Origin of the sequence: Enterobacter sp. 342 (assembly GCF_036663495.1) — a bacterium.
In the GTDB taxonomy this organism is placed as follows: domain Bacteria; phylum Pseudomonadota; class Gammaproteobacteria; order Enterobacterales; family Enterobacteriaceae; genus Enterobacter.
The window spans coordinates 23,344-45,042 of sequence record NZ_JAWUEI010000026.1 but is presented as its reverse complement, the minus strand read 5'-3'; the positions used below and the strand labels follow the sequence as shown (position 1 = coordinate 45,042).

General features: G+C 53.6%; 22 protein-coding genes and 3 tRNA genes. 10 read left to right on the top strand and 15 right to left on the bottom strand.

Annotation, left to right across the window (positions count from 1 at the left end; translation table 11 throughout):
- Window positions 1-6 precede the first annotated feature (6 nt).
- The 3 genes from V6E55_RS18665 (at window position 7) to V6E55_RS18655 (ending at window position 267) form a co-directional block, all read left to right on the top strand.
- A tRNA-Val gene (locus V6E55_RS18665) sits at window positions 7-82 on the top strand.
- A 29-nt stretch (window positions 83-111) separates the two neighbouring features.
- Window positions 112-187 (top strand) — tRNA-Val (locus V6E55_RS18660).
- 4 nt (window positions 188-191) lie between these two features.
- Window positions 192-267, top strand: a tRNA-Lys gene (locus V6E55_RS18655).
- 43 nt (window positions 268-310) lie between these two features.
- Here the strand turns inward: V6E55_RS18655 and V6E55_RS18650 are convergent.
- The 3 genes from V6E55_RS18650 to xapA form a co-directional block, all read right to left on the bottom strand.
- The gene (locus V6E55_RS18650; protein ID WP_316943586.1) at window positions 311-1,198 is read right to left on the bottom strand and encodes a LysR family transcriptional regulator; all 888 of its coding nucleotides are present in this window, start codon (window positions 1,196-1,198) and stop codon (window positions 311-313) included.
- A 67-nt stretch (window positions 1,199-1,265) separates the two neighbouring features.
- Complete coding sequence (locus tag V6E55_RS18645; RefSeq protein ID WP_114977592.1) at window positions 1,266-2,522, bottom strand: nucleoside permease; 1,257 nt, start codon at window positions 2,520-2,522, stop codon at window positions 1,266-1,268.
- A gap of 51 nt (window positions 2,523-2,573) precedes the next feature.
- Window positions 2,574-3,398: a xanthosine phosphorylase gene (gene xapA, locus V6E55_RS18640; RefSeq protein ID WP_316943584.1), complete on the bottom strand. Its 825-nt coding sequence runs from the start codon at window positions 3,396-3,398 to the stop codon at window positions 2,574-2,576.
- A gap of 207 nt (window positions 3,399-3,605) precedes the next feature.
- On the opposite strand from xapA, the gene V6E55_RS18635 reads away from it, so the two are divergent.
- A complete protein-coding gene (locus V6E55_RS18635) occupies window positions 3,606-3,947 on the top strand; it encodes a FlxA-like family protein (RefSeq protein WP_316943582.1) in 342 nt (113 codons plus the stop codon).
- Here the strand turns inward: V6E55_RS18635 and V6E55_RS18630 are convergent.
- Entirely contained in the window at window positions 3,944-4,879 is a 936-nt protein-coding gene (locus V6E55_RS18630) for a LysR family transcriptional regulator (RefSeq protein ID WP_316943580.1), read from the bottom strand. The genes V6E55_RS18635 and V6E55_RS18630 overlap by 4 nt on opposite strands.
- An 89-nt stretch (window positions 4,880-4,968) precedes the next feature.
- Here V6E55_RS18630 and V6E55_RS18625 point away from each other — a divergent pair, with 89 nt between their 5' ends.
- Window positions 4,969-5,964 carry a bile acid:sodium symporter family protein gene (locus tag V6E55_RS18625; RefSeq protein ID WP_316943579.1) on the top strand — a complete coding sequence of 332 codons (996 nt, stop codon included), beginning with the start codon at window positions 4,969-4,971 and terminating at the stop codon, window positions 5,962-5,964.
- On the opposite strand, the gene V6E55_RS18620 is transcribed toward V6E55_RS18625, so the two are convergent.
- The 3 genes from V6E55_RS18620 to zipA form a co-directional block, all read right to left on the bottom strand.
- Window positions 5,961-6,176 carry a DUF3820 family protein gene (locus V6E55_RS18620; RefSeq protein ID WP_003861328.1) on the bottom strand — a complete coding sequence of 72 codons (216 nt, stop codon included), beginning with the start codon at window positions 6,174-6,176 and terminating at the stop codon, window positions 5,961-5,963. The genes V6E55_RS18625 and V6E55_RS18620 overlap by 4 nt on opposite strands.
- A gap of 1 nt (window position 6,177) precedes the next feature.
- Window positions 6,178-8,193, bottom strand: coding sequence for an NAD-dependent DNA ligase LigA (ligA, locus tag V6E55_RS18615; RefSeq protein ID WP_316943577.1), 2,016 nt, complete (start codon window positions 8,191-8,193; stop codon window positions 6,178-6,180).
- 69 nt (window positions 8,194-8,262) lie between these two features.
- Complete coding sequence (gene zipA, locus V6E55_RS18610; RefSeq protein ID WP_316943576.1) at window positions 8,263-9,231, bottom strand: cell division protein ZipA; 969 nt, start codon at window positions 9,229-9,231, stop codon at window positions 8,263-8,265.
- A 230-nt stretch (window positions 9,232-9,461) separates the two neighbouring features.
- Between zipA and cysZ the strand changes: the two genes are divergently transcribed.
- The 5 genes from cysZ to crr all read left to right on the top strand — a co-directional run bounded on the left by cysZ (window position 9,462) and on the right by crr (window position 14,255).
- Window positions 9,462-10,223 carry a sulfate transporter CysZ gene (gene cysZ, locus V6E55_RS18605; protein ID WP_028016168.1) on the top strand — a complete coding sequence of 254 codons (762 nt, stop codon included), beginning with the start codon at window positions 9,462-9,464 and terminating at the stop codon, window positions 10,221-10,223.
- A 163-nt stretch (window positions 10,224-10,386) separates the two neighbouring features.
- Entirely contained in the window at window positions 10,387-11,358 is a 972-nt protein-coding gene (gene cysK, locus V6E55_RS18600; RefSeq protein WP_316943575.1) for a cysteine synthase A, read from the top strand.
- Between the two features lie 317 nt (window positions 11,359-11,675).
- The gene (ptsH, locus tag V6E55_RS18595) at window positions 11,676-11,933 is read left to right on the top strand and encodes a phosphocarrier protein Hpr (protein ID WP_000487600.1); all 258 of its coding nucleotides are present in this window, start codon (window positions 11,676-11,678) and stop codon (window positions 11,931-11,933) included.
- A gap of 44 nt (window positions 11,934-11,977) precedes the next feature.
- A complete protein-coding gene (ptsI, locus tag V6E55_RS18590) occupies window positions 11,978-13,705 on the top strand; it encodes a phosphoenolpyruvate-protein phosphotransferase PtsI (RefSeq protein ID WP_028016167.1) in 1,728 nt (575 codons plus the stop codon).
- Window positions 13,706-13,745: 40 nt separating this feature from the next.
- Window positions 13,746-14,255 carry a PTS glucose transporter subunit IIA gene (crr, locus tag V6E55_RS18585; RefSeq protein WP_003861316.1) on the top strand — a complete coding sequence of 170 codons (510 nt, stop codon included), beginning with the start codon at window positions 13,746-13,748 and terminating at the stop codon, window positions 14,253-14,255.
- A gap of 43 nt (window positions 14,256-14,298) precedes the next feature.
- Here the strand turns inward: crr and pdxK are convergent, their stop codons facing one another.
- The 8 genes from pdxK to V6E55_RS18545 all read right to left on the bottom strand — a co-directional run bounded on the left by pdxK (window position 14,299) and on the right by V6E55_RS18545 (window position 21,699).
- Window positions 14,299-15,135 (bottom strand): pyridoxine/pyridoxal/pyridoxamine kinase, encoded by an 837-nt coding sequence (gene pdxK / locus V6E55_RS18580; protein WP_316943573.1) that lies wholly within the window; start codon window positions 15,133-15,135, stop codon window positions 14,299-14,301.
- A 5-nt stretch (window positions 15,136-15,140) separates the two neighbouring features.
- Window positions 15,141-16,052: a cysteine synthase CysM gene (gene cysM, locus V6E55_RS18575; RefSeq protein ID WP_032643488.1), complete on the bottom strand. Its 912-nt coding sequence runs from the start codon at window positions 16,050-16,052 to the stop codon at window positions 15,141-15,143.
- Window positions 16,053-16,170: 118 nt separating this feature from the next.
- The gene (cysA, locus tag V6E55_RS18570; RefSeq protein WP_129995247.1) at window positions 16,171-17,265 is read right to left on the bottom strand and encodes a sulfate/thiosulfate ABC transporter ATP-binding protein CysA; all 1,095 of its coding nucleotides are present in this window, start codon (window positions 17,263-17,265) and stop codon (window positions 16,171-16,173) included.
- On the bottom strand, window positions 17,255-18,130 hold the full coding sequence (gene cysW / locus V6E55_RS18565) for a sulfate/thiosulfate ABC transporter permease CysW (RefSeq protein WP_316943571.1): 876 nt from the start codon (window positions 18,128-18,130) through the stop codon (window positions 17,255-17,257). The genes cysA and cysW overlap by 11 nt, the downstream gene beginning before the upstream one ends.
- Entirely contained in the window at window positions 18,130-18,963 is an 834-nt protein-coding gene (gene cysT, locus V6E55_RS18560; protein WP_114977580.1) for a sulfate/thiosulfate ABC transporter permease CysT, read from the bottom strand. The genes cysW and cysT overlap by 1 nt, the downstream gene beginning before the upstream one ends.
- On the bottom strand, window positions 18,963-19,976 hold the full coding sequence (locus tag V6E55_RS18555; protein ID WP_028016161.1) for a sulfate ABC transporter substrate-binding protein: 1,014 nt from the start codon (window positions 19,974-19,976) through the stop codon (window positions 18,963-18,965). Before V6E55_RS18555 ends, cysT begins: the two co-directional genes overlap by 1 nt.
- A 155-nt stretch (window positions 19,977-20,131) precedes the next feature.
- Complete coding sequence (locus V6E55_RS18550; RefSeq protein ID WP_114977579.1) at window positions 20,132-21,031, bottom strand: Dyp-type peroxidase; 900 nt, start codon at window positions 21,029-21,031, stop codon at window positions 20,132-20,134.
- A 92-nt stretch (window positions 21,032-21,123) separates the two neighbouring features.
- A complete protein-coding gene (locus tag V6E55_RS18545; protein ID WP_316943569.1) occupies window positions 21,124-21,699 on the bottom strand; it encodes an RpoE-regulated lipoprotein in 576 nt (191 codons plus the stop codon).

Sequence of the window (21,699 nt, the reverse complement as noted above, 5' to 3'; positions counted from 1 at the left end):
GAGAATGGGCGATTAGCTCAGTTGGTAGAGCATCTCCTTTACACGGAGGGGGTCGGCGGTTCGAGCCCGTCATCGCCCACCATTCTCACCTTATCGCAGCAGTTCCGAAATGGGCGATTAGCTCAGTTGGTAGAGCATCTCCTTTACACGGAGGGGGTCGGCGGTTCGAGCCCGTCATCGCCCACCATTTCGGGTCGTTAGCTCAGTTGGTAGAGCAGTTGACTTTTAATCAATTGGTCGCAGGTTCGAATCCTGCACGACCCACCAATGTAAAAAAGCGCCCTAAAGGCGCTTTTTTGCTATCTGCGATTTACATCATCGTCAAAGTTGCAATCAACCTTTCTACCGCGGGTGTCGCCTGCTTCTCGTCATATACCACATACAAATCAGCCGGTATGCGCTCGCGCAAAGGACGGAACACCACGCCTGGCCACTGCATTTGCGCGTAACTGTCAGCGGCAAGCGTAATCCCCATCCCCATACTAATCATCGCCAGTACCGTCTGTGGCTCAACAGCTTCGCGTACAATCATCGGCGAGAACCCGGCCTGCTGACATACGCGATGTAAAAATGCCCAGTCAGAATGTGCTGAAGGCATGGTGACAAAATACTCATCCTGTAGCTCTGAGAGCGTAATAGATGATTCGCTGACTAGTCGATGATCTTCCGGCATAGCAACAAGAAAAGCGGCATCACGCAACCGCACGCTGGTAAACCCGGCGGTGGGTTCAGTTGCCATTCGCCAGATCCCGACATCCAGCTCCCGACGTTCAAGCAAAGCCATCTGCATGACCGGAGATTTTTCGCGAAAGATAACATCGACATTCGGGTTCTCTTTCAAAAAAGTGCGCATAACCGTACGCACTTCACTCCACATGGCGGTACCGACAATCCCCAGTTCAATGCGCCCCGCCTCACCCCGGCCAATTTGCTCGACGCGAGCCAGCGCCTGGTTTGCACTGGCGAGCAGCCGACGGGACTCTTCCATCAGCACTTTACCGGCATGCGTCAACGCGACACTCCGCGAGTGGCGAATAAACAGTAACGTGCCCAGTTGGCTTTCCAGCTCTTTAATATGCAGGCTCAACGGCGGCTGGGACATATTAAGACGGGCCGCAGCCCGCCCAAAATGCAGTTCCTCCGCCACGGCCAGAAAATAGCGCAGCAGCTTGAGATCGGTCCGATAGACGCGTTCCATCAAAACATATCCTGGCGATAACATTTAAGCGCCTACCTTAAAGCCTTTCATCGTCCACAGGAAAAATTTAGTGCGCAACTGTGCGCATCTCGCTGTTTTTACTGGTATGGTGATAATGAAAGCTGAAATAAAACACCACCGCAAGCACCAGCGCATAGGCCGCAAACACCAGCCAGATGGTCTGCCAGTCTTTGACCCCATCCACCGAGAAGTAATCGACTGCCATACCGCTTAACACGGAACCGAAATAAGCACCAATACCGTTAACGGTGGTCATAAACAGCCCTTGCGCGCTGGCACGGATATCTGAGCTTACCTCTTGTTCAACAAACACCGAGCCAGAAATATTGAAGAAGTCGAACGCGCAGCCGTAGACAATCATTGACAGCATAAGCAGCACAAAGCCTGTTGCGGACGGATCGCCGAAGGCAAACAGTCCAAACCGCAGCATCCAGGCCACCATGCTCATCAACATGACGGTTTTAATACCAAATCGACTGAGGAAGTATGGAATGGTCAGAATGAAGAACACCTCTGACATCTGCGAAACGGAGAGCAAAATGGATGGGTATTTGACGATAAAGCTCTCCGCATACGCAGGATTACGCGCAAAATCATGCAGGAAGGGGCTACCGAAAGTGTTAGTTATCTGCAGTACAGCACCCAGCAGCATCGCGAATAAAAAGAACACCGCCATACGGGGTTGTCTGAACAGGATAAATGCATTAAGGCCAAGTTTACTTGCCAGAGACTGAGACGTTTTTGTCTTCGCAACCGGAATGGATGGTAGCGTCAGAGAGTAGAGCGCCAGTAGCAGGGACGCAGCAGCCGCTATATAGAGCTGCACGTTGCTCAGCTCAGCCCCCATCAGGCTGATGGCCCACATCGCGGCAATAAATCCCACGGTGCCATACACCCGCACTTGCGGAAAATGGCTTACCGTATCCAGCCCTGACTGTTCAAGGCAGGAGTAAGAAATCGTGTTCGACAACGCAATCGTGGGCATAAAGGCCATCGCATTCACCAGCATGACCCAGAACATCAGCCCGGGTTCATTGACCTGCGCGGCATAACAGAGGGCAACGGCACAGACGAGGTGGCAAATCACGTATGCACGGTCTGCTCGCAGCCATTTGTCAGCAATAATCCCCACCAGAGATGGCATAACAATTGCGGCCAGCCCCTTGGAGCTGTAAACCATCCCCACGTCGGAGCCGGTAAAATGTAGAGTGTTAATCATGTAAGCGCCGAGGGTAACCAGCCAACTCCCCCAGATAAAATATTGCATAAAGGACATCATCTTTAAGCGAGTCGTGATGTTCATATTCCATTCCTTATAGCAGTGTGGCCCTCACGGGCCACTTTATTGTTTTAATCAGGCAATATGGCGAAGAAAACCGCAGATAAGGTTGATGAAGTTCTGGCGGGAAAGCTCAGCAGCCGCCAGTGTTTGTTCGTGTGAGAGTTTTACCTCGCCCAGACCTTCAGCAAGATTCGTAATTGCAGAAACGCCCACTACTTTCAGGTTGCAGTGACGCGCTGAGATCACTTCCGGCACCACAGACATGCCCACCACGTCGCCACCGATAATTTGCATCATGCGGATCTCCGCCGCAGTCTCGAAGTTGGGGCCAGGATAAGAGACAAACACGCCTTCATGCAGAGGGAAGCCCTCTTTCGCGGCCACGGTTTGCAAAACGGCACGGTAGTCTGCGTCGTAAGCATTAGCCAGCGAGAAGAAGCGATCACCAAAACGTTCATCGTTTAGTCCCACCATCGGCGTTCCCGGCATGGTGTTGATATGGTCACTCAACGCAACCAGGCTTCCTGGCTCAACGTCTTTACGCAATGAACCCGCAGCATTTGTGCTAAACAGCAGCTCACACCCCAGCAGTTTGAAAGTGCGGATCGCATCAGTCATGACGGTCATCCCGCGGCCTTCATAGAAGTGACCCCGCCCTTTCATACAGGCAACAGGTACACCGGCAAGATGTCCCAGGACCAGCTCACCGGCATGACCGTGAACCGTACTCACAGGGAAACCCGGCAGCTTTTCGTAGCTCAGAGAAACGGCGTCTTCAATCTGGTCGGCTAGTGCGCCAAGGCCAGAACCGAGAATGAACGCAACGCGCGGCGTGAAATTCGGTTTAGCGGTGCGGATGATGTCAGCGCAGTACCATGGGTTATTTGAGAGGGTCATAGAGGCTCCTTGAGAATTAAGATCGCGATATCGCGGATCGCATGACCTTAGTCTTATATCTGGAGCCTGCGGCTTACCTCCAATACACTTTTGCAGCACCATCAATACTGGTTGTGTATCAATGCAACTCCCTGCCAGATATGGCAGTTTTGCTCAAGCTAATCCCGTCGGTGCCGATACCTCTGTTTTATAACGTGAGGAAATACTATGTCGACGATTCAGGTGACTACACCCACAGTACAAACCAGCAATAGTGGAAGTAATCATTCTGGTAACAATGATATTGCTGCGCAAATAAACCACATTAAAGAGCAGATCACCAAGCTTACTCAGCAGCTAAAAGAGCTACCAGAGAGTACAGGCAGTACGGAAGAAAAGAAAAAACAACAGGAACTCATTCAGGCGCAGCTTAAAGTGCTGCAGGCCCAGCTAGCCGCGCTGCAGCGCCAGCAGGCCGAAGAGGCTCAGAAGAAACAGGATCAAAAGCTGGGAAAAGTGGAAGGTGTGAATAGCCCGTCAGATAATCATCAGATTGATATCTACATCTAATCTTCTGATGCGTTAAACAGTGGGTCGCGTATGCGGGCCTCGGTTAATCGTTGCGCCTGGATACGCACCACTTCCCAGATGGCCTGTGCCGCCCCCGAGAGTGAACGATTTTTTCGCCGCACCAGCATCAGCTTTCGCTCGACAACTGGTACCAATCGCTTCACGGACAGCCGACTTCCCTGTGGCAGGGGAAGCGCCAGGGCGGGCAATACGCTGATACCAATGCCAGCTTCCACCATAGGAAACAGCGTCGCCGGGTGACCAATCTCCTGCACGATCGTTGCCTTTACTCCCTGAGTCACCAGCGCAGAATCAATCAGCGGACGGCTGCCCGAGGCATAATCCTGCAATACCAGGTTCGCCCCCTGAAGGGACTGCCAGCTGACTACCGGTAATGTTGCCAGCGGATCGTCGTCCCGGCAGAGCAGCAAAAAAGGTTCTGAAAGTACGCTTTCACACGCCAGATCACTCACCTGACCGGGGTCGATCACAATCCCAAAATCCACATCCCCCTGTCGGATGCTTTCCAGCACCCACTGTTGCGGCCTGTCATGTAAAACAAAATCAATATCCGGGTAGCGGCGGTTCCCCTCGGCAATACACTGCGGAATAAGGTGGGCAGAGATCGTCTGGCTGGCAGCGACCCGCACCGTACCCGAAAGTTGCTGTCCCAAGCGCCCCACATCCCTGAGCGTACTGTTCAATTCATCAAGTAACCGCTCAAGGCGCAAGGCCAGTTGCTGCCCGGCTTCAGTCAGCACAACTTCGCGCGTGGTGCGGTCAAGTAACCGCACGCCCGTTTGGCTCTCCAGCTCTTTCACACTATGACTCACCGCCGACTGGCTCAGGCCGATCATCTCCCCTGCCCGGCTGAAGCTGCGGGCGTTTGCCACGGTGACGAAAATGCGAAGCTGACGTAAGGAATAATTCATCTGTTTAATTCATAAATGGATGCAATAAATCAATTTTATTTCTCAAATGGAAAAAAGCACAATAGCGACATCTGTTTTCAGGAGTCATTATGAAACTATTTCGTATTGTTGATCCGTTTACGCTTACCCTGGTTGCTACCGTTTTACTGGCCTCTTTCTTCCCGGCTCGCGGGGGATTTGTTCCGTTTTTTGAGGGGCTAACGACGGCCGCCATCGCACTGCTGTTCTTTATGCACGGCGCAAAACTCTCCCGCGAGGCCATTATCGCTGGCGGTAGCCACTGGCAACTACACCTCTGGGTGATGTGCAGCACGTTCATTCTGTTCCCAATACTCGGCGTGCTGTTTGCGTGGTGGGCTCCGGTTAACGTCGACCCGGCGCTCTACACCGGTTTCCTGTATCTGTGCATTCTGCCAGCCACCGTGCAGTCTGCCATTGCCTTTACCTCGCTGGCTGGTGGCAACGTTGCGGCTGCGGTTTGTTCTGCGTCTGCATCCAGCCTGTTAGGGATTTTCGTCTCCCCCTTGCTGGTGGGTTTACTCATGAACATGCACGGCGCGGAAGGTAACCTCGAGCAGGTGGGTAAAATCTGTCTGCAGCTGCTGCTGCCGTTTGTCCTGGGGCATCTCTCTCGTCCGTGGACGGGCGCGTTTGTGGCAAAGCACAAAAAATGGATCTCAAAAACCGATCAGTCGTCGATACTGCTGGTGGTCTATTCCGCTTTCAGTGAAGCGGTCGTGAATGGGATCTGGCATAAAGTGGGCGCAGGCTCGCTGCTGTTCATCGTGGTGGTCAGCCTCGTCCTGCTGGCAATTGTGATTGCAGTTAACGTCTTTGTGGCACGCAAGTGCGGCTTCAATAAAGCAGATGAAATTACGATTGTGTTCTGCGGGTCGAAAAAGAGCCTGGCGAACGGTATCCCGATGGCCAACATTCTGTTCCCGACCTCAGTGATTGGGATGATGGTGCTGCCGCTGATGATTTTCCATCAGATCCAGCTGATGGTCTGCGCGGTGCTGGCGCGTCGTTACAAACGCCAGACTGAAAAACTGGCGCAGGAAGAGACCCGCGCCGCGAAAGCTTAAGGGCGTTTCAGGGGCTGAACCAGCTGGGTCAGCCCCTCAGTTTTGATCAGTAACGTGATAGCCATCAGCTCACCCAGCCGCCCTGCCGGGAATTCATCCTTACGGGCAAACCACAGCAGATACTCTTCCGGCAAATCGATCAGCCTGCGGCCTTTATATTTACCGAACGGCATCTCGGTGTTGGCGATCTCAACGAGCTGCTCTTTCTCCACGTTATTCTCCCAGCAGACGCATCATTTCCGCTTCGTCGATCACCGCAATGCCGAGCTCCTGGGCTTTCGCCAGCTTCGAACCCGCTGCCTCTCCGGCAATCACCAAATCGGTTTTCTTCGACACGCTGCCCGCCACTTTGGCCCCCAGCGCCACCAGACGCGCTTTCGCATCGTCACGTGAAAGCTGGCTCAGGCTGCCGGTCAGCACCACCGTTTTACCGGCGAACGGACTGTCGATCTCTTCGGCATTAACCACTACCGGTGCGGGCCATTTGATGCCCTCTTCCAGCAACTTGCCGATGACTTCACGATTGCTCTCTTCAGCAAAGAAGTTAAAGACGTGCGTGGCGACAACAATCCCGACATCCGGGACTTTCTGCAACTCGTCGATGCTCGCTTTTTCAAGCGCATCCAGCGTACCAAAGTACGCCGCCAGCCCTGCTGCCGTCGCTTCACCTACTTCGCGAATACCCAGCGCGTAGAGGAAGCGTGCGAAGGTTGTATCTTTAGCGGTTTCCAGAGCATTGACAACATTCTGAGCTGACTTAGGCCCCATGCGATCAAGCCCCGTCAGTTTACCCGCAGTCAGTTTGAAAAGATCTGCTGGCGTATGAACGTACTCTTTCTCAACCAGCTGATCGATAATCTTGTCGCCCATGCCGTCAACATCCATCGCCCGACGGGAGACGAAGTGCTTCAGGGACTCTTTACGCTGTGCGCCGCAGATTAAACCGCCTGTACAGCGCGCCACCGCTTCACCTTCAACACGCTCAACGTCTGAGCCGCATACCGGGCAATGGGTGGGGAAAATAATCTCGCGCGTATCATCAGGACGTTCTGACTCAACAACGTTAACCACCTGCGGGATAACATCACCCGCGCGGCGAATGACCACTTTGTCACCAATACGCAGACCCAGACGCTCAATTTCATCGGCGTTATGCAACGTGGCATTACTCACCAGCACGCCAGCGACCTGCACCGGCTCCAGACGGGCAACCGGAGTAATGGCACCAGTGCGACCAACCTGGAACTCCACATCGCGGACAACGGTCATCTGCTCCTGTGCCGGGAATTTAAACGCAACCGCCCAGCGCGGAGCACGCGCAACAAAGCCTAACTGCTCCTGAAGCGCTAACGAGTTAACCTTAATGACGACGCCATCAATATCAAAGCCGAGCGTTGGACGGTCCTCTTCCACTTTGTGGTAGAACGCCAGTACGGCTTCCGGGGAGTCGCAAAGCTGAACACGGTTGCTCACCGGCAGGCCCCACGCTTTAAACTGCAGCAGACGTCCGAGGTGCGTATCCGGTAGCTCGCCCCCCTCAAGAATCCCTACGCCGTAGCAGAAGAAAGTAAGCGGTCGCTTCGCGGTGATTCGCGGGTCAAGCTGGCGCAGAGAACCTGCCGCCGCATTACGCGGGTTAGCAAACACTTTCCCACCGGTACGGCGCGCTTCATCGTTGATTTTCTCGAAGCCTGCCTGCGGCAGGAACACCTCACCGCGCACTTCCAGACGCGCGGGAATATTTTCACCCTGCAGTTTCAGCGGGATCGCGCGGATGGTACGTACATTGGTGGTGATGTCTTCACCCGTCGTACCGTCGCCACGTGTCGCAGCACGCACCAGCACGCCGTTTTCATAAAGAAGGCTGACCGCAAGGCCATCCAGTTTTAACTCGCAGCACCAGGTAAGGGTATCGCTGCTTTTAAGGCGATCCTGCACACGCTTATTAAACGCGAGAAAACTCTCTTCATCGAAGACGTTGTCCAGCGACAGCATCGGGACTTCATGACGCACCTGACTGAAAGCCCCCAGCGGCTCAGCGCCGACGCGTTGGGTGGGTGAATCGGGTGTGACGAGTTCCGGATGCTGCGCCTCTAATTCGCGGAGTTCGCGCATCAGGCGGTCGTACTCCGCATCCGGTAATTCCGGCGCGTCCATAACATGATAGAGATATTCATGATGGCGAAGCGTGGTTCGCAGTTCAGTGAGTTGTTGTTCGATTGAGTCCATATCGCACCATCAATGAGAAAAAACCCCCGACATGCGGGGGTTGAGGAGGAGTCGAAGTAAACGCGACGATTACGCGTTGGCTTCCTTAACTTCGCGGATGCGGTCCTGATACTCGCGCAGTTTCTGCGGGGTCATCATTCGACGCTGATCGTCGAGCACCACACCACCCACTTCATCAGCGATGTGCTGAGCGGATTGCAGCATCAGCTTAAAGTTCTGCAGTTCGTCACCATAGGACGGTACCTGCATAAAGATTGTGACCCCTGGCGTCACGAAATCGCCGGTCATTTCCGGGTCAAAGGTGCCAGGGTTGACCATATTGGCCAGGCTGAACAGCGCCGGACCGCTACCGTCAGGGCTCAGGTGGCGATGGAAAATATTCATGTCGCCAAACTTGAAACCTGCCTGTTGAATACTGTTAAGCAGTACGTCACCGTTAAGATGGCTGCCGTGATGTGCGGCAACGTTCATGATGATCACAGCTTCTTTGCGCTGCGGTTTTTCAACAACCGGTTCTGGCTCGACGACGGGCTCTGGCTCGACGTGCGGTGCCGGAGCTGGCTGCGGCGCAGGCTGCACATGCACAGGCTGCTGCGGTTGTTGTACCGGTTGAACTGGCTGTTGCACAGGCTGCTGTTGAACCGGCTGAGGTGCAGCAGGCTGCTGATGGACAGGCTGTTGCGGCGGTTGGCGCACCGGCTCTTCCACTGGCTGCTGCACTGGCTGGCGCGGCTGCGCGGAAGCATACGGCGGTTGATACTGGTGCTGCGCAGTACGGGTCGCTTCATGCTCCCCATGAGCCGCGCCGGGCGCAGTATTGACCCGATGAACACGAACTTCACCCACGCCGTCGTCGTCGCTGTCGTCGATGTCATCTTCACTGTCATCGTCGTCACGACTGGACTTCATGCGCTTCAGTGGGCGATCGCGAAACATAGAGGAACGTTCTTTACGGCTGGTCCAGAAACCATGTACCAGTAAAGCGATTATGGCGATCGCGCCAACAATGATTAATATCAGACGCAAATCCTGCATCATTATATTCTCTGTTGTTCTAACACCTTGCCACCACGGCAAACATTTACTCACTAAGAGTATTTGCCGTTTACGTCAAGTGCAAGTGTGTGCAGAGCATTCACAGCATAAAGATGAAGGAAATCGTGCTTTTTGCTGGTTTTTCGAACATTTCCTAACTGGTCATTGGTCCGTAAGTGGATAATATAGGCGGGCAATTCCACTGGTTGTGAAAAAAGGAGTACAGCCTGGTTATGGTTTCAACATCTTCTTCCCCCCCTCGCAGCGGCGTCTGGTATTTTTCTCAGGGCTGGAAACTGGTCTCATTGCCGGGGATTCGACGTTTCGTCATCCTGCCTCTGTTGATCAACATTATTCTGATGGGCGGTGCGTTCTGGTGGCTGTTCACAAAGCTGGAAAGCTGGATCCCCTCATTGATGAGCCATGTTCCTGAGTGGCTGCAGTGGCTCAACTACCTGCTCTGGCCGGTTGTGGTCATCTCCGTGCTGTTGGTATTCGGTTACTTCTTCTCAACGATCGCGAACTGGATAGCCGCCCCGTTTAACGGCCTGTTGGCGGAACAGCTGGAAGCACGGCTTACCGGTGCAACACCGCCGGACACGGGCGTGCTGGGGATCATGAAAGACATTCCACGTATCATGAAGCGCGAGTGGCAGAAATTTGCCTGGTACCTTCCCCGTGCAGTTGTGCTACTTATCCTCTATTTCGTGCCCGGCATCGGTCAAACGGTGGCCCCGGTGCTATGGTTCCTGTTCAGCGCCTGGATGCTGGCGATCCAGTACTGCGACTATCCGTTCGATAACCACAAAGTACCGTTTAAAGCGATGCGCACAGCCCTGCGCACCCAGAAGGTTGCCAATATGCAATTTGGCGCACTGACCAGCCTGTTCACGATGATTCCGTTCCTGAACCTTTTTATCATGCCCGTTGCGGTGTGCGGCGCGACAGCAATGTGGGTTGACTGCTACCGTGCTAAGCACGCGTTATGGAAGTAATGCAAAAATGTGTAAACAAGGGGTGGCTTATGCCGCCCCTTATTCCATACTGATCCCCATTATTTCCTTGCAGTATATAGATATGCGAATTCCTTACTTCCCCCTACCTGCTCAACAGGTATGCTGGGACGGTATCCCAATTTCATACAGTTAAGGACAGGCCATGAGTAAGATTTATGAAGACAACTCGCTGACTATCGGTCATACGCCCCTGGTTCGACTGAACCGTATCGGTAATGGACGCATTCTGGTGAAGGTCGAATCACGCAACCCGAGCTTCAGCGTAAAATGCCGTATTGGTGCAAACATGATTTGGGATGCTGAAAAACGTGGTGTACTGAAACCAGGCGTTGAGCTGGTGGAACCAACCAGCGGCAACACCGGTATTGCCCTGGCCTATGTTGCTGCCGCACGTGGCTACAAACTGACGCTGACTATGCCAGAAACCATGAGCATCGAACGTCGCAAGTTGCTCAAAGCGCTGGGGGCGAACCTGGTGCTGACCGAAGGCGCGAAAGGCATGAAAGGTGCCATTCAGAAAGCCGAAGAGATTGTGGCCAGCGATCCGGCAAAATATCTGTTGTTACAGCAGTTCAGCAACCCGGCAAACCCGGAAATTCATGAAAAAACCACCGGCCCTGAAATCTGGGAAGATACCGACGGTCAGGTTGACGTGTTTATCTCCGGCGTAGGTACCGGCGGTACGCTGACTGGTGTGTCACGCTATATTAAAGGCACGAAAGGTAAAAAAGATCTGATTACTGTTGCCGTTGAACCGACCGACTCACCGGTTATCACTCAGGCACTGGCGGGTGAAGAGCTTAAGCCAGGTCCACACAAAATTCAGGGCATTGGTGCCGGCTTCATTCCGGGTAACCTGGATCTGAAGTTGATCGATAAAGTGGTCACCATCACTAACGAAGAAGCCATATCTACCGCGCGTCGTCTGATGGATGAAGAAGGCATTCTGGCGGGTATCTCTTCCGGTGCGGCTGTTGCGGCAGCGCTCAAACTTCAGGAAGACGAAGCCTTTACCAATAAGAATATTGTGGTTATCCTTCCATCCTCGGGTGAGCGTTACTTAAGCACTGCACTGTTTGCCGATCTCTTCACTGAGAAAGAACTGCAACAGTGATGCCAGCATGTTAATAACGCGTAAAAAAGCACCTTTTTGGGTGCTTTTTTGTGGCCTGCTTCAAAGTTTTACCCCTCCTGGCATTGATTCACCCCGTTGGGTCTGGTATTTAAACCAGCAATTATTTTGATGCGTGAAATTAATCAGTGAATGAAATAGCCTTGCTGAATCGATTTTATGATTTGGTTCAAGTCTTGCTTTCGCTGCATAATGTTTAATGACGATCGAAACGTCAGCGCTAACAATACAGGCTAAAGTTCAGTCGCCAGGCTAGACTTTAGTTCCACAACACTAAACCTATAAGTTGGGGAAATACAATGTTCCAGCAAGAAGTTACCATTACCGCTCCGAACGGTCTGCACACCCGCCCTGCTGCTCAGTTTGTTAAAGAAGCGAAAGGCTTCACTTCTGAAATCACTGTGACTTCCAACGGCAAAAGCGCTAGCGCAAAAAGCCTGTTCAAACTGCAGACTCTGGGCCTGACTCAGGGCACTGTTGTCACCATCTCTGCAGAAGGTGAAGACGAGCAGAAAGCAGTTGAGCATCTGGTAAAACTGATGGCTGAGCTCGAGTAAGTTTCCGGGTTCTTTTAAATATCAGTCACAAGTAAGGTAGGGTTATGATTTCAGGCATTTTAGCATCCCCGGGTATCGCTTTCGGCAAAGCACTGCTGCTGAAAGAAGACGAGATCGTCATTGACCGGAAAAAAATTTCTGCCGACAAGGTTGATCAGGAAGTTGAACGTTTTCTGAGCGGTCGTGCCAAGGCATCTGCGCAACTGGAAGCAATCAAAACTAAAGCTGGCGAAACTTTCGGTGAAGAAAAAGAAGCCATCTTCGAAGGGCACATCATGCTGCTCGAAGATGAGGAGCTGGAGCAGGAAATCATAGCCCTGATTAAAGATAAAGGCATGACAGCCGACGCGGCTGCACATGAAGTTATCGAAGGTCAGGCGACTGCCCTGGAAGAACTGGATGACGAATACCTGAAAGAGCGTGCGGCTGACGTACGTGACATCGGTAAGCGCCTGCTGCGCAACATCCTGGGTCTGGCCATCATCGATCTGAGCGCGATTCAGGATGAAGTAATTCTGGTTGCGGCCGACCTGACCCCGTCAGAAACCGCTCAGTTGAACCTGAAAAAGGTCCTCGGTTTCATCACCGATGCAGGCGGCCGTACTTCCCACACCTCAATCATGGCGCGTTCTCTGGAACTGCCAGCCATCGTGGGCACCGGTAGCGTCACCTCTCAGGTGAAAAACGGCGACTATCTGATTCTGGATGCCGTAAACAATCTGGTTTACGTCAACCCAACGAATGAAGAGATCGAAAAACTGCGCGCGGTTCAGGAGCAAGTTGCGACTGAAAAAGCGGAACTTGCTAAGCTGAAAGACCTGCCAGCAATCACCCTGGACGGTCATCAGGTAGAAGTGTGCGCAAACATCGGTACCGTACGTGACGTTGATGGCGCTGAGCGCAACGGTGCGGAAGGTGTCGGTCTCTATCGTACAGAATTCCTGTTCATGGACCGTGACGCGCTGCCTACTGAAGAAGAACAGTTCGCTGCTTACAAAGCCGTGGCTGAAGCCTGTGGCTCTCAGGCGGTTATCGTCCGTACCATGGACATCGGTGGCGACAAAGAGCTGCCGTACATGAACTTCCCGAAAGAAGAGAACCCGTTCCTGGGTTGGCGTGCAGTACGTATCGCAATGGATCGTAAAGAGATCCTGCGCGATCAGGTTCGTGCCATCCTGCGTGCGTCTGCTTTCGGTAAACTGCGCATCATGTTCCCGATGATCATCTCTGTTGAAGAAGTGCGTGCACTGAAGAAAGAGATCGAAATCTACAAACAGGAACTGCGTGACGAAGGTAAAGCATTTGACGAGTCAATCGAGATCGGCGTAATGGTGGAAACACCTGCAGCGGCGACCATTGCGCGTCATTTAGCCAAAGAAGTTGATTTCTTTAGTATCGGTACCAATGATTTAACGCAGTACACCCTGGCAGTTGACCGTGGTAATGATATGATTTCACATCTCTACCAGCCAATGTCACCGTCCGTACTGACGCTTATTAAGCAAGTTATTGATGCTTCTCATGCAGAAGGTAAATGGACTGGCATGTGTGGTGAGCTTGCAGGCGACGAACGTGCTACACTTCTGTTGCTGGGTATGGGTCTGGACGAATTCTCTATGAGCGCCATTTCCATCCCGCGCATTAAGAAGATTATCCGTAACACGAACTTCGAAGATGCGAAGGTGTTAGCAGAGCAGGCTCTTGCTCAACCGACAACGGACGAGTTAATGACGCTGGTTAACAAGTTCATTGAAGAAAAAACAATCTGCTAATCCACGAGATGCGGCCCAATTTACTGCTTAGGAGAAGATCATGGGTTTGTTCGATAAACTGAAATCTCTGGTTTCTGATGATAAGAAAGACTCCGGAACTATTGAGATTGTTGCTCCGCTCTCCGGCGAGATCGTCAACATCGAAGACGTGCCGGATGTAGTGTTTGCTGAGAAAATCGTTGGTGATGGCATTGCTATCAAACCAACTGGCAACAAAATGGTTGCTCCAGTTGACGGCACCATCGGTAAAATTTTTGAAACCAACCATGCGTTCTCTATCGAATCTGATAGCGGTATCGAACTGTTCGTTCACTTCGGTATCGACACCGTTGAACTGAAAGGCGAAGGCTTCAAACGTATCGCGGAAGAAGGCCAGCGTGTTAAAGTTGGCGACCCAGTGATTGAATTCGATCTGCCACTGCTGGAAGAAAAAGCCAAGTCTACTCTGACTCCGGTTGTTATCTCCAACATGGACGAAATCAAAGAACTGATCAAACTGTCTGGCAGCGTCACCGTGGGTGAAACCCCGGTTATCCGCATCAAGAAGTAATTTTTGCCGCACAGAAAAATGGCGCCTTCGGCGCCATTTTTGTTTACGCGGGCAGGATAAGCTCGTCGTAACCTTTCGACTGCGTGTAAATCATCACATCCGTCACCCGATCGCCTGCCAGGCAAATGGCATCGGCAACGGTTTTGCCCTCAACAATTCCGCTTACCAGCTCTGAACAGAACAGATCGCCCGTCCCTTTCAGATCCGTTTCAACACGCGGGTGTGCGCTGATGGTAACCCCTTCATGAGTGACCAGCACGACATGAATATTTTCCGCATCGCCAGCCACTGGTGCACTGGTGATCGCCACCCACTTCAGCGTATCGGAAAGCAAGCCCTGCGCCGCTGCGATGGCGTTTTCAAGTGTACGACACGGTTTACCGCTTAGCACTTCCAGCTCAAACACATTGGGGGTAATCCCCTGCGCCAGCGGTAATAAATGTTCCCGATACGCTTCAGGGATATCAGGCTTCACGTACATCCCGCTGTCGATATCGCCGATGACCGGGTCGACCAGCACCAGCAGGTCCGGGTGCTGAGCTTTGATGACCCTGAGCCATTGTGCGAGCAATTTAATCTGGCTGGCGCTGCCCATATAGCCGGTCGTCACCGCCTTCAGCTCACGCAGGATCTCACGCTCTTCCAGCGCTTTCAGATAACCGCTGAACCACTCATCCGGGATCACTCCACCGTAGAAGGTGTCGTAGTGCGGCGTATTACTGAACAGGACCGTCGGTACGGCGGTGACGCTCAGCTGATGGGTACGAATATTCGGCACCGCAATACTGTTCCCCACGCTACCGTAAACCACCTGCGACTGCACCGCGACAATATCGGTTTGTTGCGCCCGGGTGTTATCCCGGAAAAGAATCATCTCCATGATGCTTAAATCCCTGCCCCCTGCGAATAACTCTCTTCACCAAAGACACCGGTAGACAGATAACGATCGCCGCGATCGCAGATTATTGCCACGACCACTGCACCCGGGTTTGCCTTTGCAACCCGAATCGCACCCGCCACCGCGCCGCCCGAACTGACGCCACAGAAGATACCTTCGCGCACGGCCAGTTCGCGCATGGTATTCTCCGCCTCGCGCTGGTGAAGATCCAGCACCTGGTCCACAAGCTGCGCATTAAAGATGCCGGGCATATACTCCGCAGGCCAGCGACGGATCCCCGGAATGCTGCTTCCCTCTTCCGGCTGTAAACCAACAATGGTGACAGCTTTTTCCTGCTCACGCAGAAAACGCGACACACCGGTAATGGTGCCGGTAGTGCCCATGCTGGAGACAAAATGGGTGATACGTCCGTCGGTTTGCTGCCAGATTTCCGGGCCAGTAGTGGTGTAGTGCGCGTACGGGTTATCCGGATTATTGAACTGATCGAGCAATTTGCCCTCGCCACGCTCGGCCATCTCCAGCGCCAGATCGCGTGCCCCTTCCATTCCCTGCTCTTTGGTCACCAGAATCAGTTCGGCGCCATAGGCACGCATAGCCGCGCGGCGCTCCTGACTCATGTTATCCGGCATCAGTAGCTTCATGCGGTAGCCTTTCAACGCCGCAATCATTGCCAGCGCGATGCCGGTGTTGCCACTGGTCGCCTCAATCAGCACGTCACCAGGCTTAATTTCACCGCGTTTTTCGGCCTGGACTATCATCGACAGCGCCGCGCGGTCCTTCACCGACCCCGCCGGGTTGTTGCCTTCAAGTTTGACCCAGATTTCGCTGCCGTTGTCTGGCCCCATGCGCTGAAGCTTGACCAGAGGCGTGTTGCCGATAGTGTTTTCGAGTGTATTCACGTTTTTTACTCAATAAAAAAGCCGGGGCGCGCGCAGCGATCCCGGCCTACAAGACGCAGTGATAACTGTAGGCCCGGTAAGCGCAGCGCCACCGGGCGATAAACATCCTAATAACCTATCAGGCCGTCTCTGCCAGAGCAATATCCTCGCGCGTCTCAATGCGTTCCTTCCCGTGATAAATACGCGCATGTTGCAGACCGACAAACAGGCGTTCTCCCCGGTGCGGCGGCACATCATCGCGCATGACCACGGTCAGCGGCTCGGTATACCAGCCCAGCGGTTGTACCACCAATTGGGTGTAGTGCCCTTTAGGGCTAGCTTCCAGTACTTGTACCGGCAGCGGTGAATCCAGGCTGGTGCGACGGCTGACGTCCACTTCCCACGGGCGCAGGAACAGGTCGACCGGACCCTGATGCGCAGAGGTATAGCCCAGCGGCCAGCGGTGCGCGCCAACATGGAATTGCCCCCCACGAATGGTGCCCTGCAGACGGTTCACCTCGCCCATAAACTCCAGAACAAAACGGGTCGCCGGTTCACGCCACAGCTGCTCGGGTTCATCAACCTGTTCAATATTCCCCTGGCTCATGACCACCACGCGGTCAGCGACTTCCATCGCCTCTTCCTGATCGTGGGTTACGAAGACGCTGGTGAATTTCAACTCTTCATGGAGCTGACGCAGCCAGCGACGCAGTTCTTTTCGCACCTGCGCATCCAGCGCGCCGAAAGGTTCATCCAGCAAAAGAATTTGCGGCTCAACGGCCAGCGCGCGCGCCAGCGCCACGCGCTGTTTCTGCCCACCGGACAGCTGGGCCGGGAAACGGTCCGCCAGATGAGCCAGCTGCACCATCTCCAGCAGTTTGGTCACTTTCGCTTTAATGGTTGCCGCATCCGGGCGCTCGCGACGCGGCAGCACGGTCAGGCCAAACGCGATGTTGTCGAACACGGTCATGTGGCGGAACAACGCGTAGTGCTGGAATACAAACCCCACCTTACGGTCGCGGGCGTGCAAACGGCTCACGTCAGTACCGTGGAAGCGGATATGCCCGCTGGTCTGATGCTCAAGCCCGGCAATAATACGCAGTAGTGTCGTTTTTCCTGAGCCAGACGGCCCCAGCAGCGCCACCATTTGTCCGGAAGGGATATCCAGCGAGATATCATTCAGCACCTGGGTGCGACCAAAAGACTTCTTAATATTGGCAATCTCAATGCTCATGATTTCCCTCCTGGTGCTGACGTTTTTCCTGATTCTCTAAACGCCACTGCACCACACTCTTCAAAAACAGGGTCAAAATCGCCATCAGCGTCAGCAACGCTGCGGCAGTAAAGGAACCGACGGTGTTGTAGTCCTGTTCCAGTAATTCAATCTGTAACGGCAGCGATAAGGTTTCACCGCGAATCGAGCCGGATACCACCGATACCGCACCAAACTCGCCAATCGCGCGGGCGTTGGTCAGCACCACGCCATAGAGCAACGCCCAGCGGATATTCGGCAGCGTCACACGGCGGAACATCTGCCAGCCTGACGCGCCCAGCAGCACCGCCGCTTCGTCTTCGTTGCTCCCCTGGCTCAACATCACCGGTACCAACTCACGCACTACAAACGGACAGGTCACGAAGATGGTGACCAGCACCATGCCCGGCCAGGCGAACATGATCTGCAGGTTATGCTCATCCAGCCAACCGCCCAATGGGCCGTTGGAGCCGTAAAAGAGCAGGTACACCAGGCCCGCCACCACCGGTGACACGGCGAAAGGAATGTCCAGCAGAGTCAGCAGTAACTGACGTCCAGGGAAATTAAAGCGCGTCACCAGCCAGGCCAGCAACGTACCAAATACCAGGTTGACCGGCACGGTGATCAGCGCAATCAATACGGTCAACCAGATGGCGTGTAACATATCCGGGTTGGCGAGGTTTTCCAGCGCGGGCATCAACCCTTTGCTGAATGCCTGAACGAAGATATAGACCATCGGGACAACAAGAATAAACGCGGAAACCAGCACACCCGTCCCGATCAGTAACCATTTTTCCCAGTTAACACGGGGGGTGTCATAACGCTTCAATTGAGTAACTTCCGCCATTAGTGACCTACCACACGTCGACCAAAGCGACTTTGCAGAGTGTTAATCGAGAACAGCAGCAGCAACGAGGCTGCCAGAATCACCGAGGCAATGGCGCTCGCCGCCGGATAATCAAACTCCTGCAAACGGATGAAAATCATCAGCGAGGTGACTTCTGTTTTCCAGGCGATGTTTCCGGCGATGAAAATCACCGCACCAAACTCACCGAGGCTACGGGTAAACGACAGCGCGACACCGGCCATCAACGCCGGAGACAACTCCGGCAGGACAACCTTGCGGAAGCTCTGCCAGCGTGTAGCGCCCAGCGTTTCCGCCGCTTCTTCATATTCAGGGCCTAACTCTTCCAGCACTGGCTGTACGGTACGCACCACAAACGGGATACTGGTAAAGGCCATCGCGACAGCAATACCGAGCCAGGTATAGGTTACTTTGATATCAAACTTCGCCAGCCACTCACCGTAAAAACCGTTTACCGAAAACAGCGATGCCAGCGTTAAACCTGCTACGGCAGTCGGCAATGCAAACGGCAAATCCATTAACGCGTCGAGCAATGTGCGGCCCGGGAAGCGATAGCGGGTTAAGATCCACGCCATCAGCAAGCCAAATACACCGTTAAACATTGAGGCGACAAATGCCGACAGCAACGTGACTTTATAGGCCGCCACCACCTGCGGGTTAGTAATCACTTCCCAGTATTGCGCCCAGCTCATCTGAGCGAGCTGCATTACCAGCGCGCTAAGCGGCAACAACAAAATCAGACAGACGAACAGCAGGCTGGTCCCGAGGCTTAAGGTAAAGCCTGGCAGCACGCGTCTGGAGGAAACTGCAAACATTACTTACGCCCCGCCGCCAGCAATTTGTCTAACTCACCGCCGCTGGCAAAATGCGTTTTCATCACATCAGGCCAGGAGCCGAAATGGTCCTCCACGCGGAACAATTCGGTCTGCGGGAATTTATCTTTCAGTTTGTTCATCACATCCGGGTTATTCACCCGGTAGTAGTAATCGGTAATGACAGTCTGTGCCTGCGGGCTGTACAGGTAGTTTAAATAAGCTTTTGCCGCTTTCTCGGTACCGTTCGCCTGCACGTTTTTATCCACCCACGCCACCGGGAACTCAGCCAGAATATTGGTTTTCGGGATAACAACCTCAAAACCCTGCGCTTCGTATTGCTTACGGATATTGTTCACTTCCGATTCAAAACTGATCAGCACATCGCCGAGACCGCGTTCAGCGAAGGTCGTGGTCGCCCCGCGTCCGCCGGTATCAAATACTTCGACGTTTTTCAGGAACTGGGTCATGAACTGCTCGGTTTTGGCTTTATCGTTACCGTCAGCCTTGTCCGCTGCGCCCCACGCCGCCAGATAGGTATAACGCGCATTGCCGGAGGTTTTCGGGTTCGGGAAAATCAGCTTCACGTCAGAACGCACCAGGTCGCTCCAGTCGTGGATGTTCTTCGGGTTGCCCTTACGCACCAGGAAGCCCATGGTGGAGTAGAATGGGGAGCTGTTGTTCGGCAAACGGCTCTGCCAGTCTGCCGGGATCAGCTTGCCCTTGTCGTGCAGGATCTGCACGTCAGTCACCTGGTTGTAGGTCACCACATCCGCTTTCAGCCCCTGGAGGATTGCCAGCGCCTGCTTGGACGAACCGGCGTGAGACTGTTTGATGGTCAGCTTGTCGCCGTTGTTTTCTTTCGCCCACTGCTGTTCAAACGGTGGATTAAGGGCGGCAAACAGCTCGCGTGAGACATCGTATGAGCTGTTAAGCAACTCAGTCGCCTGCGCCTGTGCCACCAGCAGTAAACCTGCCAGCGCCAGAGTTCCTTTTTTCAGTACAGTAACGGCCATTGCGCACCCTTATAAATGTGATGACTATCTTATAGTCATAATATTTATAACGAGGACGAAAGGAGTAACGGTTTTATATACCGTTTGGTGATTTACAAGCAGAAAAGAGAATAAGGGTAAATCCCCTCTCCCTTGAGGGAAAGGGGGAAAGGCAATTACAGCGCCAGCAGACGCTCCACGGACGGCGCGAAGTAATAACCGCCGGTCACCGGTTTGGTAAAGCGCAGCATGGCGTCGCGCTTACCGTCGGTATCGCCAAACATGCTCAGCAGCTGCTGTTCAATGTTGTACAGACGCGCACAGTACGCGCAGAAGTAGAGGCCGTGTGTGCCGCTAGCCGTGCCATACGGCAGGCTCTGGCGAACAATTTTCAGGCCTTTGCCATCTTCTTTGAGGTCAACGCGGGTCAAGTGGGAAGTAGCCGGACGCTCGTCGCCGTCAATCTCTTCGTTGGCTTCTTTGGTACGGCCGATCATCATCTCCTGGTCGTGTACGCTCATGCGGTTAAGCTGCTTGAGGTTGTGCTCCCAGCGCTGGACGAACACATAGCTGCCACCCGCGTCCACACCGTCTTTGATCACCGCGACTTCACGACGCGTCTCTTCACCTGCCGGGTTTTCGGTACCGTCGACAAAGCCGCTCAGATCGCGTTCTTCCACCCAGCGGAAGCCGTGCACTTCTTCCTGCACCTCAATGCTGTCGCCAAACGCCGCGACCGCCGCCTGGGCAACCGAGAAATTCACATCGTGACGCAGAGAGAGAATGTGGATCAGCACGTCGTATTGTGTCGCTGGCGCAAGACCTTTACCGTAAGGGATAAAGTCCTTTAGCTCTTCAGCCCCTTCGCCACCGCTCAACTGACGCCAGACGTTGTTGCCAAAGGCGACAACGGCACCGAGGTGAGCATCCGGGAATTTGGCCTGGAAGGTAGTCAGTTTATCGACGAATACTTTACTGGCCGCACGCAGGGCATCCACGTCCCCTTTAACATTGGCTTCAATCCAAATCGCCGCGCGGCAGTGTTCTGGCAAAATGCCACTCTGAACCTGAGACATCGCTCCTCCTGAAATAAAGATGCCACGACAACGTGGCATTGATGGCGGGTATTATACCCTGATTTCATCGGGGCGGTTTGTTCCGGCGCAAATTACTGCTTCCAGATAATTTTGCTCACTTTCCAGTTCTTCAGCGTGTCGTCAGACGGCATCAATCCTTCCGGACCGCTCCAGGTTCCAGTGAAGACGTAACTTATGTGCTGGCTGCCCTCAGCTTTACATTCCACAGCCACGCCATCGTCTGAAGAGGCGTTTGCACAGTTGCCGAAGGCCTGTTTGTAGAGATCGCTAAACGGTGTACCGACCTTCACACCACTTGCCGTGGGAATAGCGTCATCCAGCACCGCAATGCGGTTCACCGTGCCTTTATCACCGTTAATCACCAGCGCCAGCTTGTCGCCCTTCAGCGCTTCGTAATAGCGAACAATATTGCCATTCTCCGTTTTCATGCCGCTGCGCAGGCGGTAATCGATGCTGAGCGCATCCTGAATAGCATTCTGATCCAGCGCTGTTGCGGCGGTAATTTTTCCCACGCCCTGCTCGGTCACTTCCGTTGATGAGCCAAACCAGTTCCACGGATACGCAGCGGACCAGTTAATGGATGAGAGCGTTGAACACCCGGTTAACGCCAGCGGGAGAGCGCATAAAAGTAAACGCAGCGATTTCAT